Consider the following 16,582-nt stretch of genomic DNA (forward strand, 5'->3'; position numbering starts at 1 on the left):
CCCGCAATGCTCACCGCAATGCCGCAAATTTGCGCAGCGGTCGGGCCGCTTTTGCGGGTAAGGGCTGGGGCGAAGAGGAAGGCCGGACCATATCCTGCGTCTCTGGCGGACCGTGTTCCTGACCGGTCCCGGCCTTGAAACGGATCCATTCTTCGCCGAGGTCCGTGAAACACGCGCGCGGCGGCGCGGAAGATTCGGCGATGGACCGGATGACGGCGATACCCGTGTGGCGGACGCGCGGATCGAGGAAGGGGTAGAGTGTCGTGGCAAGTTCGATCGAGAGCAGCATCCGGCGCGCGCTTGGCGCGGGCCGGGCGCAGGACGCCGAATTTCGCCTCAGCGTCTACGAGGCCGCGGGCCGCGCGGTGGAGAAGGTGCTGGCGAGCGGGGCGAGCCCCGAGGTCGCCGAGCGCCGGCGCGCCGAACTGCGCGACGCGATCGCGGCGGTCGAGGCCGATCATGCCGGCCCTGCGGCAGGGCAGGATGCGAACGCGCCCTCCGATCCCCGCACAGCCGGTCCCAGGGACAGCAACGCAGAGACATCCGCCGATCCTGTCTCCCGCTCGGCACCCGAAGCCGGCCCCGGCGCTGGCGTGCCATCCTCGCCCACGGCGCCTCGTCCCACCGTTTCGGGGGTGACGCGCGGAGCCGAGGGTCCCGAATCCCGTCCGGAGCGCAGGTCCGGCGAGACCGCGAGCGCCGCGCCGGGGCCCGCCTCGAGACCGGTCCCGATCCCGGCACCGACGCCGAGGGTCGATGCACAGGAGCCCGGCGACGGGCGATCCGATGCCGCCCCCGATCTCGGCGCCCAGAGCCGCGATCCAAAGGCCACCGGAGAGACGATCCTCCCGGAGCCGGTGATCGACGAGCGCGCCCGCGCCGAGCCCCGTTCGCAGCGGCAGGCGGAGAGGGGAGAGGAGCCTGCGCCGGGGCTCCGCTCCTCGGCTGCCGGCCGCGAACCGCGCGCCTTCGCGCCGCCGACGCCCGGCGCGGGCAGGGACGATGCGAGCTTCGAGGAGAGCGGGCGTCTCGATGCGGTGACGCCGTCGAAGGAGCCCGCCCTCTCCAACGATCTCGGTTCGTCGCCGGCGGACGATCGGGCGGGCCCATCGCGCGGTTTCGATGCCGGCCTCATCGGCGGGCTGACCCGGCGCGACAGCGGGGTTCCCGCCGACCACACGCCGCCGAGCGCCGAGGACTGGCGACCGGGTGCGCGTCGCCGGCCACAGGAAAAGCGCCGGACCCGGCGCGGCGGCATCCTTCTTTCGGCCCTCATCCTGTTCCTCATCGCCTTCCTGGTGCTTGCCGGCATCTATCTCCTCGCCCCGTTCGTGATGAACGCCGCAAGCGAGGACGCGCCCAGAAGCGCGGCGGAAGGGGAGGCGGACGCGGCCGATGCGCAGCCCGACCGCGACTGGATCTCGGTCTTCTCGGGGCGCCAGATCGACCGGATCGCGACGCCGAACGGCGGGCGGGTGGTCACCGTCGACACGCCGAGCGGCGCGCCTGCCGTGCGGATCGCACGGCCGCTGGGCTCGCAAACCGGCGAGATCGGCTTTCTCGTCGGGCCCGGCGTCGTCTCGCAGCTCGCCGGCAAGGAGGCGCGCGCCGAACTCGTCGTCGGTTCGCCCGACGGCGAGGAGCGCAGCTTCACCGTGCGCTGCCTGTTCGAGGGCGAGAGCCGGTGCGGGCGCCAGCGCTTCACGGTCAGCCAGACGAGCGCCCCCTTCGTGTTCGCCCTCGACATGGCCGGGATCGGGCGCGAGGGCGGCGAGATCGCCATCGATCCGGCGATCGGCGAGGGCGACGATCTCCTCGTCTACGGCCTGCGGCTGACCCCGTCGGGCGGCGCGTGACGGTTTCGGTGCCGATTCGACCGCCGGATCACGAGGCCTCACGGTTTGGTGAGGCACCCGTCTTGCGGGCTCAAAAACCGCTTCATATATAGCCCTCAACGCCGCACGGGCCGGGCGGCATTCACGTTCGAAACGGCCTTACGACATTCAAGGAACGACAGGGGCTGTCCACCAGTACGCCTCGTATGAGGGTCGCCGGACGGCTCGCTCAAGAAGGAGAATTTGCAACATGGCGAAGGTCATCGGTATCGACCTGGGAACCACGAATTCCTGCGTCGCGGTCATGGACGGCAAGACGCCGAAGGTCATCGAGAACGCCGAAGGCGCGCGCACGACGCCTTCCATGGTCGCCTTCACCGACGATGGCGAGCGCCTCGTCGGCCAGCCGGCCAAGCGCCAGGCGGTGACCAATCCGACGGATACGATGTTCGCCGTCAAGCGCCTGATCGGCCGTCGCTACGACGACCCGACCGCGCAGAAGGACAAGGAACTCGTCCCCTACAAGATCGTCAAGGGCGACAACGGCGATGCCTGGGTCGAGGCGGACGGCGAGAAGTACTCGCCCTCGCAGATCTCCGCGATGATCCTTCAGAAGATGAAGGAGACGGCGGAAGGTTATCTCGGCGAGAAGGTCGACAAGGCCGTCATCACGGTCCCGGCCTACTTCAACGACGCCCAGCGTCAGGCGACCAAGGATGCCGGCAAGATCGCGGGTCTCGAAGTCCTGCGCATCATCAACGAGCCGACGGCGGCTGCGCTCGCCTACGGTCTCGACAAGACCGAAGGCAAGACCATCGCGGTCTACGATCTGGGCGGCGGCACCTTCGACGTCTCGATCCTCGAGATCGGCGACGGCGTCTTCGAGGTGAAGTCGACGAACGGCGACACCTTCCTCGGCGGCGAGGACTTCGACCTGCGCCTCGTCGATTACTTCGCGTCCGAGTTCAAGAAGGATCAGGGCATCGACCTGAAGGGCGACAAGCTCGCGCTGCAGCGCCTGAAGGAAGCGGCCGAGAAGGCCAAGATCGAACTGTCCTCCGCGTCCCAGACCGAGATCAACCTGCCGTTCATCACGGCCGACCAGTCGGGTCCCAAGCACCTGACGATGAAGCTCACGCGCTCCAAGTTCGAGAGCCTCGTCGACGATCTCGTCCAGCGCACCGTCGGCCCGATGAAGGCCGCGCTGAAGGATGCCGGCATGTCCGCGAACGAGGTGGACGAAGTCGTCCTCGTCGGCGGCATGACGCGCATGCCCAAGGTGCAGGAGACGGTGAAGCAGTTCTTCGGCAAGGAGCCCCACAAGGGCGTGAACCCGGACGAGGTCGTCGCCATGGGCGCGGCCATCCAGGCCGGCGTTCTGCAGGGTGACGTGAAGGACGTCCTGCTTCTCGACGTGACCCCGCTGTCGCTGGGCATCGAGACGCTCGGCGGCGTGTTCACCCGCCTGATCGACCGCAACACGACGATCCCGACCAAGAAGTCCCAGACCTTCTCCACGGCCGAGGACAACCAGAACGCCGTGACGATCCAGGTCTTCCAGGGCGAGCGCGAGATGGCACAGGACAACAAGTCCCTCGGCCGTTTCAATCTCGAGGGCCTGCCGCCGGCACCGCGCGGCGTGCCGCAGATCGAGGTCACCTTCGACATCGACGCCAACGGCATCGTCAACGTCTCGGCCAAGGACAAGGGCACCAACAAGGAGCAGCGGATCACGATCCAGGCTTCGGGTGGTCTGTCGGATGCCGATATCGAGCAGATGGTGAAGGACGCCGAGGCCAATGCCGAGGCCGACAAGAAGCGTCGTGCGACCGTCGAGGCGAAGAACCAGGGCGAGGCGCTCGTCCATTCGGCCGAGAAGTCCCTGTCGGAATACGGTGACAAGGTCTCCGAGGACGATCGCAACGAGATCCGTTCGGCCATCGACGACCTTAAGGCGGAACTCGAGCGCGATGGTGCCGACGCGGAGACGATCAAGGCCAAGAGCGATACGCTCGCCCAGGCCTCGATGAAGCTCGGACAGGCGATGTACGAAGCCTCCCAGGCCGATGACGCGGCGAGCGAGGCGGCTGCCGCTTCGGACGCGGCCAAGGACGCCTCGAACGACGACGTGGTCGATGCCGATTACGAAGAGGTCGACGAGAACGACGACAAGCGCAAGAGCGCCTGATCTGCGAACATCGTCGCCGAAGCCGTGAAGGGCTTCGGGTCAGTTGCACGGCCCCGGCGAGCGATCGCCGGGGCCGTTTTCGTCTTCCCGCCGCCAAGCAACGGTCCCCGTCGATTGACAAGCGGAGCGCTGCGCCTCATACCACCGCCCATCATGACCGTACGCTCCAAGATTAAAACGTCGATTGGCTGACGCCCCGCCCCGTGTTTCTCCCCCGGGGTGGCGGAGAAGCGTATTCGATCAGGGTCGGGGAGAGCGAAAGAGGTCGAAACCCCATGGGTTACAAAGTCGCCATCGCAGGCGCCACCGGCAATGTCGGGCGCGAGATGCTCTCCATCCTCGCCGAGCGTAATTTCCCGGCCGACTCCGTCGTCGCGCTGGCCTCGCGCCGCTCCATCGGCCAGGAGGTCTCCTTCGGCGACAAGACGCTGAAGGTGAAGGCGCTCGAAGGCTACGACTTTTCCGATGTGGACGTGTGCCTGATGAGCGCCGGCGGCTCGGTCTCCAAGGAAATGAGCCCGAAGATCGGCGCGCAAGGGTGCATCGTCATCGATAACTCCTCGGCCTGGCGCTACGATCAGGACGTGCCGCTCATCGTTCCGGAGGTCAATCCGGACGCGATCGAGGGCTATTCCAAGAAGAACATCATCGCCAATCCGAACTGCTCGACGGCCCAGCTGGTCGTCGCCCTGAAGCCGCTGCACGACCACGCCAAGATCAAGCGGGTGGTCGTCTCGACCTACCAGTCGGTCTCGGGCGCCGGCAAGGACGGAATGGACGAGCTCTTCCAGCAGTCGCGTGCCGTCTTCGTCGCAGATCCCGTGGAAGCGCGGAAGTTCACCAAGCGCATCGCCTTCAACGTCATTCCCCATATCGACGTCTTCATGGAAGACGGCTCGACCAAGGAGGAATGGAAGGTGATGGCCGAGACGAAGAAGATGCTCGACCCGAAGATCAAGGTCACCTGCACGGCCGTGCGCGTGCCGGTCTTCGTCGGCCATTCGGAAGCGGTCAATATCGAGTTCGAGAACCCGATCTCGGCGGACGAGGCCCGCGAGATCCTGCGCGAGGCACCGGGCTGCCTCGTCGTCGACAAGCGCGAGGACGGCGGCTACGTCACCCCGCTGGAATCGGCCGGCGACGACGCGACCTTCATCTCGCGCATCCGCGAGGACCAGACCCTCGACAACGGCCTCAACATCTGGGTCGTCTCCGACAATCTGCGCAAGGGCGCGGCGCTGAACACGATCCAGATCGCCGAGCTTCTCGTCGAGCGCGGCTATCTCGACAGGCGCAACGCCGCCTGAGACGCCATGCGGTCGTCGCCGCGACCGCGAGATCCAAGCCTGTCGCGCCGGTCCTTCCCTTCGGAAGGGCCGGCGTTTTCATGCGCGGTACTAGGCCTCCACTGGCCCCGCGAGGACGGCGCATGCGGCGCGACCGATGCGCGCGCCGGTCGTCCGTCGCAATGGTCCGGGCCGATGGGTGCGCCATGTCTCCCGCATTGCCAGAGAGGCCGGAGACGAAGGTCATGCCCCCCAAGGATCGATCCTCCCGGGAACGCCCGGTGCCGAGCGGTCGCTTCTCGCGGCTGGCGCGCTTCGGCGGAATGGCCGGGGGCGTTGCGGGAAACGTGCTTCTGGAAGGGGCGGGACGGCTTGCGAGCGGACAGAGGCCGCGCCTCTCCGATCTTCTCCTGACGCCGCGAAACGTTCTCAAGGTCACCGAGCAGCTCTCGGAGCTGCGCGGGGCGGCGATGAAGCTCGGTCAGCTGATCTCGATGGACGCGGGCGATCTTCTGCCGCCGGAACTTGCCGAGATCATGGGACGACTGCGGTCCGATGCCGATCCCATGCCGAAGGCGCAACTCGACGCCGTTCTCGCGCGCAACTGGGGCGCAAACTGGCGCTCGCGCTTCGAATTCTTCCAGGATCGTCCGATCGCCGCCGCCTCGATCGGTCAGGTCCATCGGGCGCTGACCCATGACGGGCGGGATCTGGCGATCAAGGTCCAGTATCCGGGGATCGTCCGCTCGATCGACAGCGATGTGGACAATGTCGCCTCGCTCCTCAGATTGACGGGCCTCGTGCCGCGCGGGCTCGACATTTCGCCGCTTCTTCTGGAGGCCAAGCGCCAGTTGAACGAAGAGGCCGATTATGAGCGCGAGGCGCGCTGCCTCACGGAGTTCGGCCGGCTCCTTTCGACCGATCCCCGCTTCCTCGTCCCGGCGGTGCACCCGGATCTGACGACCCGGGAGGTGCTGGCGATGACCTATATCGACAGCGCGCCGATCGAGACCGTGTTTTCGGCGGGCCAGCCGGTGCGCGACCGCGTGGCGGGCGACCTCATCGATCTCGTTCTGAGCGAGCTCTACGTCTTTCGCCTGATGCAGACCGATCCGAACCTTGCCAATTATCGCATCGAGCGCGAGCCGGCGGGGCCACAGCCGCGCATCGTGCTTCTCGACTTCGGCGCGACGCGCGCCTTCGACGAGGCGATCGTCGGCGATTGCCGCGATCTCCTTAAGGCCGCCCTCGATGCCGACCGAAAGGCCGCGCAGCGCACCATCATGCGGATGGGGCTCCTCAACGAAGACGTGCCCGCCCGCCAGCACGAGCAGATCCTCGATCTCTTCGAACTCGCCGCCTCGCTCCTGAGGCGGGACGGCCCGTTCGACTTCGGCAAGGACGAGATTCTCGCCTCCATGCGGGAGGAGGGAATGAAACTTGCCGAGGACCGGCAGGTCTACCTGATCCCGCCGATCGACACGCTCTTTCTCCAGAGAAAGTTCGGCGGCGTCTATCTCATGTGCCTGAAACTCAAGGCACGGGTGGACGCGCGCGCGCTTCTCGAACGTCATCTGCCACGTGAGGACCGCGCCTCCGACCCGGTCTGAAATGCCCGGATCGTCCGTCGGTCACGCGCCCGAAAGCGGTCGTCTTAGGTGCGGAACGGCGCCGGAAAGGCATTTCGTAAGGCAGGTCGATCAAATCTTAAGGATATCCGGTCAGGGTCCCGGTCAAACAAATTTCATCGGGGCAGTCATGATCTGGACGATTCAACGAAAGCTGATGGCGATCATCGCCATCGCCATGGTCCTCCTTCTGACCGGCATGGGCATGCAGCTCAAGACGCTCTACGACGCGATTTATGCCGAACGGGAGAACCTCGTCCAAACCCAGGTGGCGAGCGCGCTCACCATCCTGTCCGGCTTTGCCGAAAGGGCCGGGAACGGGGAAATGACGACGGCCGAGGCCCAGAAGCGGGCCTTCGACGTCCTGCGTTCGATCCGCTTCGGCGAGGGGGACTATCTCTTCGTCTACGATCCGAGCGGCAAGCGGTTGATGCATCCCGATCCGAAGAGCGAGGGCGTGAGTGCCTGGGACGCGCAGGATACGCGTGGCACCTACATGATCCGCGAGATGATCGCCCGTGCGGGCGAGGGCGGCGGCTTCACCACCTATTACAAGCCGCGTCTCAAGGGCGGCGAGGAGGTCCCTAAACTCGCCTATTCGACGCGGTTCGCGCCCTGGAACATCACCGTCGGCGCCGGCCTCTACGTGGACGATCTGATGGCGCAGTTCATGTCGGCCGCAAAGGTCGCCGGCCTGGTCGGGCTTCTCGCCTGCCTTCTGCTCGTCGCCTGTGTCCTCCCGCTCGCGCGCAGCATCTCCAAGCCCCTCGTCGAGGTCACCGGCGCGATGCGGCGGCTTGCCTCCGGCAATACCTCCGCGACCGTCGACATGGGTGATCGCCGAGACGAGATCGGCGAACTCGCCGATGTCTTCGAGACCTTCCGCAAGGCTGCCATCGATCGCGATCGCCTCGAGAGCGAAGCGATCGAAAGCCACCGCATGCAGGCTCTCGCCAGCGAGCGCCAGGCCGGCATCGACAGCGAGAAGGCCCACGCCCTGCAAAGCTTCGTCGAGGTCGTCGAAACGAACTTCGCCCGGCTTGCCGAAGGCGATCTGACGGCGCGCATGAACGAGCCGCTGGCGCGGGAATTCGAGCCGATCCGCGAGACCTTCAATACGAGCGTCGCCGAGTTGGAGAAGGCGTTCTCGAAGGTGATGGGATCGGTGCACACGATCCGCGACGGCCTTCAGGAGATTACCGTCGCCTCGTCCGATCTCGCACAGCGTACCGAAAAGCAGGCCGCCAACCTCGAACAGACCGTGGCGGCGCTCGGCGATGTCAGCGGTGCCGTCGGCCAGACGGCGGACGGGGCGGGTCAAGCCCAGGCGCTGGCCGACGGGGCCCGTGCGAAGGCCGAGCGCGGCGGCGAGGTGGCCGGAAAGGCCGTTGCGGCGATGTCCCGGATCGAAGCCTCCTCGCAGAAGATCAATCAGATCATCGGGGTGATCGACGAAATCGCCTTCCAGACCAATCTTCTGGCCCTCAACGCCGGTGTCGAGGCGGCCCGTGCGGGTGAAGCCGGCAAGGGGTTCGCGGTCGTCGCACAGGAAGTGCGCGGCCTTGCCCAGCGCTCGGCCGAGGCGGCCAAGGAGATCAAGCAGCTCATCGCGACCTCCCGCGAGCAGGTCGAGCAGGGCGTCGAACTCGTCACGCTTTCCGGCCACTCGCTGGAGGAGATCGTCGGAGAGGTCTCCTCGATGACGAGCCTCATCGCCACGATCGCAAGCCGGGCCCGCGAGCAGGCCATCACCCTGCGCGAGGTCTCGGGCGCGGCCGACCAGATGGACAAGATCACCCAGCAGAACGCCGCCATGGTGGAAGAGGCGACGGCCGCCGCACGCTCGCTCGCCGACGAGACCGGGGAATTGTCCGACGTGGTGAGCCGGTTCAGGATTTCCGGTATCCAGCAATCCGCGCAGGCCTATTCGGGCTCTGCGGTGAGCCGGGTTCGCAGCAGTGGCGGGGCAGGGGGCCGGGATATCGGCGCGGCGCCCCGGATTTCGGCGACGCCTGCCCGGGTCCTTTCGGGACCTGCGGCGGTCGGGCCCCAGAGCCGTGCGCCCTCGGGTGTCAATCCTGTCCACGGACTGCAGAGCCAGTTGAGCGGCTTCACATCGGGATCAAAGGCGAAATCACCGGCCAATGCGAGCGCGGCTCCTGCCGAAGAGGCAGGCGACTGGATCGAGTTCTGATCGTCCTCCTCCGGGGGCTACCCTTGAGGATAACCGGCAACGTTAAACCCTGGTCGGTCGGCCAACCGGCCGGGGTTTCACATGAAACAACGCCCTGATGCCAGGGCCGTGGGGGCCCTCTTCCGCGCTTGCAAAGGTTGGGACCCAGCCCGGCATCGAACAGGCCATTCGGCGAGAGAGAGAAGGCCGTGAGATCCGCTTCAGGCGATCTCCACATGGGGAAGGCCGACGCCGAGGACGCCGGGATTTAACAGAAACGTCATTCCCGCCTGTTCGTCGAGAGAGATCTCGTCCGGGGTCATGTGCTCCCAGGCCGTCGTCAGGATCATCCGGTCGGCCCTGCGGCCGATGAAGGCCGGGCAGGTGGGCTGGCTCGCCGGAACATCGATCCGGCGGACGACCTCGCCTTCGGGCGACAGGACCAGCACCGCCCTCCCGCCCCAGGACGCGATGAAGATCGTGCCGTCGCTCGCCGTGCAGGCTCCGTCGTGATGGCCGCTCTGGCCGGTCTGATCATGAAACGGGTTCGGCTCGCCGGTCGGCAGGCCGGTCAGGGGATCGACCGCGACGCGCAGGAGGTGATTGGTGGCCGTATCGCAGAAATAGCCGGTCGCGCCATCGGGCGAGAAGCAGATGCCGTTCGGAATGCTGATATTGCCGAAGAGCTTCGTGATCCGGCCCTTGCGATAATGATAGATCGCGCCCGCGCCGGTTTCGGCCCGCCGGCCCATGGTGCCGATCCAGAGCGCGCCCGAAGGGTGGACATTGCCGTCGTTCGACCGGGTCTGCGGATCGTCTGCCTCGAGCGGCAGGTGCAGTTCCAGGGCCCCGCTCGCCCGGTCGCGCAGATAGAGACCGTCATCCATCGCCATGATCTGCCGGTGCTCGTCGACGCCGTGGATCTCGCTCGCCATGCGGGGCAGGGGATGGGCCGCGATGCGCCGCGTCTCCATCGGCATCTCGTAGAGCGTGCGCCCGAGGATATCGATCCAGTGAACGGTGTCGGTCAGCGCGTCGTAGCTCGGGCCTTCGCCGAGCTCCAGTCTGCGCCTGTCGAGGATCGTGATCGTCTCGTCGGCCATTCTCTCTCCCTCCTGCCGGACGGGCCTCGTCCGGCTGTGCCCGGCCCCGTCCTTCCGCCGACCGCGCGGCGGATGCCTCGATGCTCCGGCTTACCGCCGGCGCATCGGATGATCCGAAAACCGGGCCCGTTCCTCGGTCCGATGCTCCGGGGCATCTTGTCCTTCTCCCATGCCGGGCAAGCTCTTCAAGGCACGAAAAAAACCGGCATCCTTTCGGATGCCGGTTCGAAGTTGGACGTTGGAGGTTCGTCGAAGCTTATTTGAACTTGTAGGAGATCTTCGCGGTGACGGTGTGGAAGTCGAAGTCGTCGTCCACGACGAAGTCCGTCGAGCCGCCGACGCCACCTGCGAAGGGGCCGCCCGCCAGGCGCGTGGAGCCACCGCCACCGAGGTTCACGTAGAGGTATTCGGCGCCGAAGGACATGTTGTCGGTGAACATGACTTCCATGCCGCCGCCGACGGCGTATCCGACATCGTCCTCGTCCTCACGCACGATGGCCGGATTGGCGGCCGTGATCGCCGGGGAGTCGGAGGAGAAGTTGTAGTCGACATTGCCATAGGCGAGACCGCCGGTGGCATAGGCAAGGGTCGACGGCGTCACCAGGTAACCGGCGCGAGCGCGGACCGTGCCGAGGAAGTCGAGATTGCGCTCGGTGCGGTAGAAGGCCGGCGTCGAGGAGTCGGCCGTGGAGTTACGGCTGACGTCGATCGCGTTGAAGTCGGCGACGGCACCGATGACGAACTGGTCGATCTGGTAGTCGTAACCGATATGCGCACCGCCGACGAAGCTGGAGTCGAAGCTCGACTCGTAATTGCGGCCGAAGGCGCCACCGAGCGAACCGGTCGGGTTGCCGGCGTTCGTGCCGACGACGCCGGCGCGGTTCAGCGCGAAGCCGTTGGTCTGGAGCGTGACATTGTCGGGGTTCGACGGATTGAAGGCACCACCACCCTGCACACCGACGTAGAGACCCGTCCAGCCCGAAGCGACCGGCTCGATCATCATCGGCGCCGGAGCCATCATCTGCTCTTCATAGACGACGTCGGCTGCGAGCGACGGCACGGTCAGCATGGAAAGCGCGGCGGAGGACAGAAGAAGGCGTCTCATGAAACCTATCCCTTTGAGGCGGAAACGAAAAAAAACATTCGAACCGAGTTGGTTATGGCGGATGCCATTGAGCGTGAAGGTGACGCGGGACGCGATCCTAAGCAAGCCGGAATATGCGCGTGTACCATTTGCGGAATGGGGGTGTGACAGCTTCGTCACGCGGCAGGCGGGCGGCTCGCTCCAAGGGGCCCACGAGATCGCCGGAAGCGTGATCGCGGCGGGAGGCCGTCAGCGCCATATGATGTGCGAAAACAGGAGGTTGAAGCGCTTGTTCGGCTGGGTTGCCAGCGATCCTCTCCTGCTACTCACGGCCCCGTGATTGCGATCCTCGCGCGATCTGCGAATTTATTTTCGCGCCGAGGAACCAAATCGCGATTTGGAACGTAAGGGCGCCTTTCGGGGCGCGGCGAGCACCGGAAACGCGGTGAAGAGGCGCGCCCGCGGAGCGCAGCGCACCTCGTGCCGGAGGGGTCGATCGAGGGGTCAGTCAAGCGGCAGGACGATGAAGCGCAGGTCCCCGTCGGTTCCGGCCACCAGAAGAAGGGCGTTGCGCCGCCCGCTTTCCTTCATCTCGCTGAGCTTGTCGGCGACCTCCGAGGCCGAGCCGACCTCTTCCTGCGCGACCTCGCGGATTGTCATGCCGGGTTCGATGCCCTTCTCGGCGGCATTGGAGCCTGGATCGACCTCGGTGATCAGAACGCCCTCGGCGTCCTCGGAGAGGCCGAACTGCGATCGTGCATCCGCATCGAGGGCCCCGAGCGTCAGCCCGAGAACCTCGACGGGTGCCGCCTGCGCATCGCCGCCGGAGGTCGCGTCGTCGGAGGCGCCGCCGTCGCCGGTCTCCTCACCGGGGCCGGCTTCCTCGCCGCCTGCCGCCGCCAGCTTCTCCTCGCCGTCTTCAAGGCGGCCGAGCGTGATCGTCACGGTCATCGGTTCGGCATCGGTCTCGCGCGAGGTCTTGCGCAGGATCTCGACGTCCACCGTCTTGCCGACAGGCGTCTCGGCGACGATGCGGGGCAGGTCGCGGGAGGTCTCGACCGGCTTGCCGTCGAAGCCGGTGATGACGTCGCCGGCCTTCAGCGCATCCGCCGACGGCCCGTCCTCGATCGTGCCGACGACGACGGCGCCCTTGGTGCCCTCGATGCCGAGCCCGCTCGCGATGTCGTCGGTGACGGCCGAGAGGCGGATGCCGAGCCAGCCCCGGCGGGTCTCGCCGAACTGGCGCAGCTGATCGACCACGTTGAGGGCGAGGTTCGAGGGAACCGAGAAGCCGATGCCGATCGAACCGCCGGTGGGCGACATGATCGCCGTGTTGATGCCCACCACATTGCCGTTCATGTCGAAGAGCGGGCCGCCGGAATTGCCGCGATTGATGGCGGCGTCGGTCTGGATGAAATTGTCGTAGGGGCCGGCATTGATGTTGCGCCCGCGTGCCGAGACGATGCCGATCGACACCGAGCCGCCGAGGCCGAAGGGATTGCCGATCGCCATCACCCAGTCGCCGATATGGACGGCTTCCGAGTCCCCGAAGGCGACCGAGGCCAGCGGCTCGTCGGCCGAGACCTTCAGGACGGCGAGATCGGTCTTCGGATCGCGGCCGAGGAGTTCGGCCTCGAGCTGCGTGCCGTCCGCGAAGTTCACGGTGATTTCGTCGGCATCCTGGATCACGTGATTGTTGGTGACGACGATCCCCGACGGATCGATGACGAAACCCGAACCGAGAGACTGGACCCGGCGTCCGGCCGGGCCCTCGTCGCCGCGCAGGAGATCGTCGAAGAAGTCCTGGAGAGGCGAGCCCTCGGGGGCTTCGAGAGGCGGGATGCCGCCGCCCGGACGCTCGACACGCTGGGCGGTCGATATGTTGACCACCGCGTCGAGCAGGCTTTCGGCGAGGGCCGAAACCGATTGGGGCCCCTGCGGGGTTGTCGGCGGCGTCACGGTCGCGCGGCTGACGTCGCCGGCCTGCGAACCCGTCTTGTTCTCGCTGGCGGGCGGTGCGGGAAGCGCCGGCACGGGCGTCTCTTCGGCGCCCGTGCCCGGGGCAGGGGCCTCCTCGCCCGGTGCGGCGGGAGCGCCGGCTCCCTCCTCGGGCGCGGGCACCTGCGGAGCGCTCGGGGCCGGATCGGCGGGCGCCGCAGGTGGCATGGTGCCGGAGGGCGCGCCCTCGTTCGGGGCCGGAGCCGATGGCGCGGCCGGCGGGGCGGGCGTTTCACCCGGGGCGGGCGCTGCGTCGGAAGGCGGAGCCGCGTCCGGTGCCGGCGCGGGGATTTCCGGCGGCGCCGGGGGGAGTTCGGTCTGCCCGCTGTCCTGCCCCATATCGGTCTGGGCGACGGCCGGGGCTGCGATTGCGAGGCCGCAAAGGGCGACGCTCGTCAGAAGGAGGCGCTGCAGGCGTTGCGTCATCGGTCTCGTCGTCCTCTGTGGTCGGGCGCACGGGCGCGGCCGCTCAAGAATTCATGCGGCAAGTCTCGAGTGCAAGTGTGGCATAAGTTTCTCCCGCACAGCTTGGAGCCTCGGACCCGATTTCAGAATCGGGTCCGAAACTCCTGTTTCCTGCCGACGCATCGGATGGCCCGAAAACCGGGTCCACGTTTCGGTCCGATGCCGGAGCCGCCGTTGCGCGTTGCGCGCGGGGGGAAGGCCGCACAAAAAAGCGCCCCCGGTCACCGAATGGAGACCGGGGGCGCTCACGATGTCAGTTATTGAACGGCAGCAGGTGCCTGCGAACCGGTCGCGGCCGGCGCGCCCTGGCCGGGCGCGGCATTCGCCTGCCCGCCCGAGCCGCCTGCATCACCACCACCGGAGCCGGAGCCGGACGCGGCCCCGGACTGGCCGGTGTTCGCAGCGCCGCTCGCAGCACCGCCGGACCCGCCGCCCTGCGAGGTCGGCGCGAGGTTGCGGAGCGTATCCGTGCCGGAATTGGAGCTGCCGCCCAGGCCGTCGCTCTGGAAGTAGCGGAAGAACTCCGAATCCGGCGACAGGACGAGGGTCGTGCCGGAATTCTCCAGGGCCTGACGATAGGCGCCCATCGACCGGTAGAAGTCGAAGAACTCGGGGTCCTCGCCGAAGGCCTGGCCGAAGATGCGCGTGCGCTCGGCATCGCCTTCACCCTGCAGGATCTCCGCGTCGCGCCGGGCGCCCGCCGTGGTCTCGACCACTTCGCGATCGGCCGAAGCGCGGATCTGCCGCGCCGCCACCTGACCGCGCGCCCGCAGGCGCTCGGCCTCGGCGAGACGCTCGGCCTGCATGCGCTCATAGGTCTGTTCGGACACCTCCTCGGTGAGGTCGGTGCGGCGGATGCGCACGTCGTCCACCGTGATGCCGAGGGTCTGCGCGTCGGGCACGATCTCGTCGCGCACCTGGCGCATCATCTCTGCGCGCTCGTTCGACAGCGCCGCCTCGAAGCCGCGAAGGCCGTAGACCCGGCGCAGGGCCGCGTCGAGACGGGTGCGCAGGCGCTGTTCGGCCTGCGGGATCGAGCCCGAAACCGTCTGGCGGAAACGCGCCGCATCCGAGATGTTGTAGACCAGGAACGCGTCGACCACGTAGAAGCGTCCGCCCGAGACCTGAACGCGGATGTCGTCGAGGTCGAAGCGCAGCAGGCGGTCGGGCAGCATCTGCACCGTGTCGGCGCCGGCGAAGCCGAAGGGAAGCTTGGCGTAGAGCCCCGGTTCCTCGACCACCCGCTGGATCTCGCCGAACCGAAGGACGATGGCCTGCTCCTTCTCGTTCACGACGAAGAGCGAGTTGTAGACGATCAGGACCGCGACCGCGACGACGGCGATGAGAGCGTAGAGTTTGGTCATCAGTTCTGCCCCCCGGCATTGGAGCCGGCATTGGAGCGGGCGCTCGTTCCGCCTGCGCCGCCGAGATTGAGAGTGGAGCCCTGGGCGAGCGGCCCGGTGGCGCCCGAATTGCCGTTGCCGTTGTTGCCGGCTCCGGCTCCGGCTCCGGTCGACTGGCGCTGCAGTTCGGTAAGCGGCAGGTAGGGAACGACGCCCTGTCCGCCGCCGGCGCCTTCCTGCATGATGATCTTGTTGGAGTCGCGCAGCACGTTCTCCATCGTCTCGAGGAACAGGCGCTTGCGCGTCACCTCGGGCGCGGTCTCGTATTCGCGAAGGATCGCGGAGAAGCGCTGCGCCTCACCCTCGGCTTCCTGAACGACGCGGTTCTTGTAGGCCGCCGCGTCCTCGCGGATCTGGGCTGCCTCGCCTCGGGCCTGGCCGACGCGGTTGTTGCGGTAGCGGTTGGCCTCCTCGATGAAGCGGTCCTCGTCCTGCTCGGCGCGCTGGACCTCGTCGAAGGCGTCCGCAACCTGGGGCGGCGGCGCCGCGTCCTCGATCGAGATGGCGTTGACGCGAATGCCCGCACCGTACTCGTTGAGGGTCTGCTGGGTGATGCCGCGCACCTCCTCGGCGATGCCGGCGCGGTCGTCGCGGAAGACGTCCTGCACGGGGCGTCGGCCGACGACCTCGCGCATGGCGCTTTCCGACACCTGCTGGACCATCGCGACCGGATCCTGGACGTTGAACAGGAAGTTCGCCGGCTCGTCGATCTGGTAGAGGACCGCGAACTGGACGTCGACGATGTTTTGGTCGCCCGAGAGCATCAGGCCGGAATTGTCGCCGCGCTGGGCCGAGCCGAGCGTGATCTGGCTTTCCACCACCGGAACGGTATCGACGGTCTCGATCGGCCAGAGAATGAAGTGCAGGCCGGGCTGTGCGAGTTCCTGCTTGGGCTTGCCGAACAGCATTTCGACGCCGACCTCGTCCGGCTGGACGGTGTAGACGGACTTGTAGAGCCAGAGCGCTCCGAGAGCTGCGACCACGAGCAGGGCGATGGCGCCGCCGCCGGCAGCTCCTCCGCCACCCCCGGGCATCGCCCGCTTCAGCCGGTCGCCGCCACGGCGCAGGATGTCCTCCAGATCGGGGCTGTTGTTGGGGCCGTTGCCGCCGCCGCCGCCGCCGCCTGGACGCGGGCCCTGCGGACGCTGACCCCAGGGGCCGCCGCCGCCTTGTCCGCCGCTACCCTTCCAGCCACCGTTACCGGTCTGATTGCTCCAAGGCATCGAAGTCCTTTCGATTGGTGAAAAAAGCGAGGGAACCCGAGGGTTCGATCGCGATAAACCGTCTGGACACCCTTATAAGAGCTGGAAATTCTCCTTTCAACGCATCCGCGACCGTTTCGCGCGCCTGCGGGCGTGAACAGTCAAGACCTGCCGGCCCGCAGAGCGCGCCGGGAGATTTGGAACGACTTTCAAAGAG

The 16,582-nt window shown here is 67.1% G+C and carries 10 protein-coding genes; 5 read left to right on the top strand and 5 right to left on the bottom strand.

Features of this window, described 5'->3' with window-relative positions:
* Nucleotides 1-263 precede the first annotated feature (263 nt).
* The 5 genes from DYI37_RS15305 to DYI37_RS15325 all read left to right on the top strand — a co-directional run bounded on the left by DYI37_RS15305 (nucleotide 264) and on the right by DYI37_RS15325 (nucleotide 9,131).
* On the top strand, nucleotides 264-1,856 hold the full coding sequence (locus DYI37_RS15305) for a hypothetical protein (protein WP_116684129.1): 1,593 nt from the start codon (nucleotides 264-266) through the stop codon (nucleotides 1,854-1,856).
* Between the two features lie 229 nt (nucleotides 1,857-2,085).
* Nucleotides 2,086-4,023 carry a molecular chaperone DnaK gene (gene dnaK / locus DYI37_RS15310; protein WP_116684130.1) on the top strand — a complete coding sequence of 646 codons (1,938 nt, stop codon included), beginning with the start codon at nucleotides 2,086-2,088 and terminating at the stop codon, nucleotides 4,021-4,023.
* Nucleotides 4,024-4,298: 275 nt separating this feature from the next.
* On the top strand, nucleotides 4,299-5,330 hold the full coding sequence (locus DYI37_RS15315; RefSeq protein ID WP_116684131.1) for an aspartate-semialdehyde dehydrogenase: 1,032 nt from the start codon (nucleotides 4,299-4,301) through the stop codon (nucleotides 5,328-5,330).
* Between the two features lie 224 nt (nucleotides 5,331-5,554).
* Nucleotides 5,555-6,919, top strand: coding sequence for an ABC1 kinase family protein (locus DYI37_RS15320; RefSeq protein WP_116684132.1), 1,365 nt, complete (start codon nucleotides 5,555-5,557; stop codon nucleotides 6,917-6,919).
* 175 nt (nucleotides 6,920-7,094) lie between these two features.
* Nucleotides 7,095-9,131, top strand: coding sequence for a methyl-accepting chemotaxis protein (locus DYI37_RS15325; protein ID WP_158555190.1), 2,037 nt, complete (start codon nucleotides 7,095-7,097; stop codon nucleotides 9,129-9,131).
* Nucleotides 9,132-9,331: 200 nt separating this feature from the next.
* On the opposite strand, the gene DYI37_RS15330 is transcribed toward DYI37_RS15325, so the two are convergent.
* The 5 genes from DYI37_RS15330 to hflK all read right to left on the bottom strand — a co-directional run bounded on the left by DYI37_RS15330 (nucleotide 9,332) and on the right by hflK (nucleotide 16,386).
* Nucleotides 9,332-10,213 carry an SMP-30/gluconolactonase/LRE family protein gene (locus DYI37_RS15330; protein ID WP_116684134.1) on the bottom strand — a complete coding sequence of 294 codons (882 nt, stop codon included), beginning with the start codon at nucleotides 10,211-10,213 and terminating at the stop codon, nucleotides 9,332-9,334.
* A 256-nt stretch (nucleotides 10,214-10,469) separates the two neighbouring features.
* Nucleotides 10,470-11,318: an outer membrane protein gene (locus tag DYI37_RS15335; protein WP_116684135.1), complete on the bottom strand. Its 849-nt coding sequence runs from the start codon at nucleotides 11,316-11,318 to the stop codon at nucleotides 10,470-10,472.
* Nucleotides 11,319-11,801: 483 nt separating this feature from the next.
* Complete coding sequence (locus DYI37_RS15345; protein WP_116684137.1) at nucleotides 11,802-13,721, bottom strand: Do family serine endopeptidase; 1,920 nt, start codon at nucleotides 13,719-13,721, stop codon at nucleotides 11,802-11,804.
* Between the two features lie 296 nt (nucleotides 13,722-14,017).
* A complete protein-coding gene (hflC, locus tag DYI37_RS15350; RefSeq protein ID WP_116684138.1) occupies nucleotides 14,018-15,124 on the bottom strand; it encodes a protease modulator HflC in 1,107 nt (368 codons plus the stop codon).
* Nucleotides 15,124-16,386, bottom strand: a complete 1,263-nt coding sequence (gene hflK, locus DYI37_RS15355) for an FtsH protease activity modulator HflK (protein WP_116684139.1) — start codon at nucleotides 16,384-16,386, stop codon at nucleotides 15,124-15,126. The genes hflC and hflK overlap by 1 nt, the downstream gene beginning before the upstream one ends.
* Nucleotides 16,387-16,582: the final 196 nt, after the last annotated feature.

The sequence above is a fragment of the Fulvimarina endophytica genome, from assembly GCF_003403015.1.
GTDB classification, from domain to species: domain Bacteria; phylum Pseudomonadota; class Alphaproteobacteria; order Rhizobiales; family Rhizobiaceae; genus Fulvimarina; species Fulvimarina endophytica.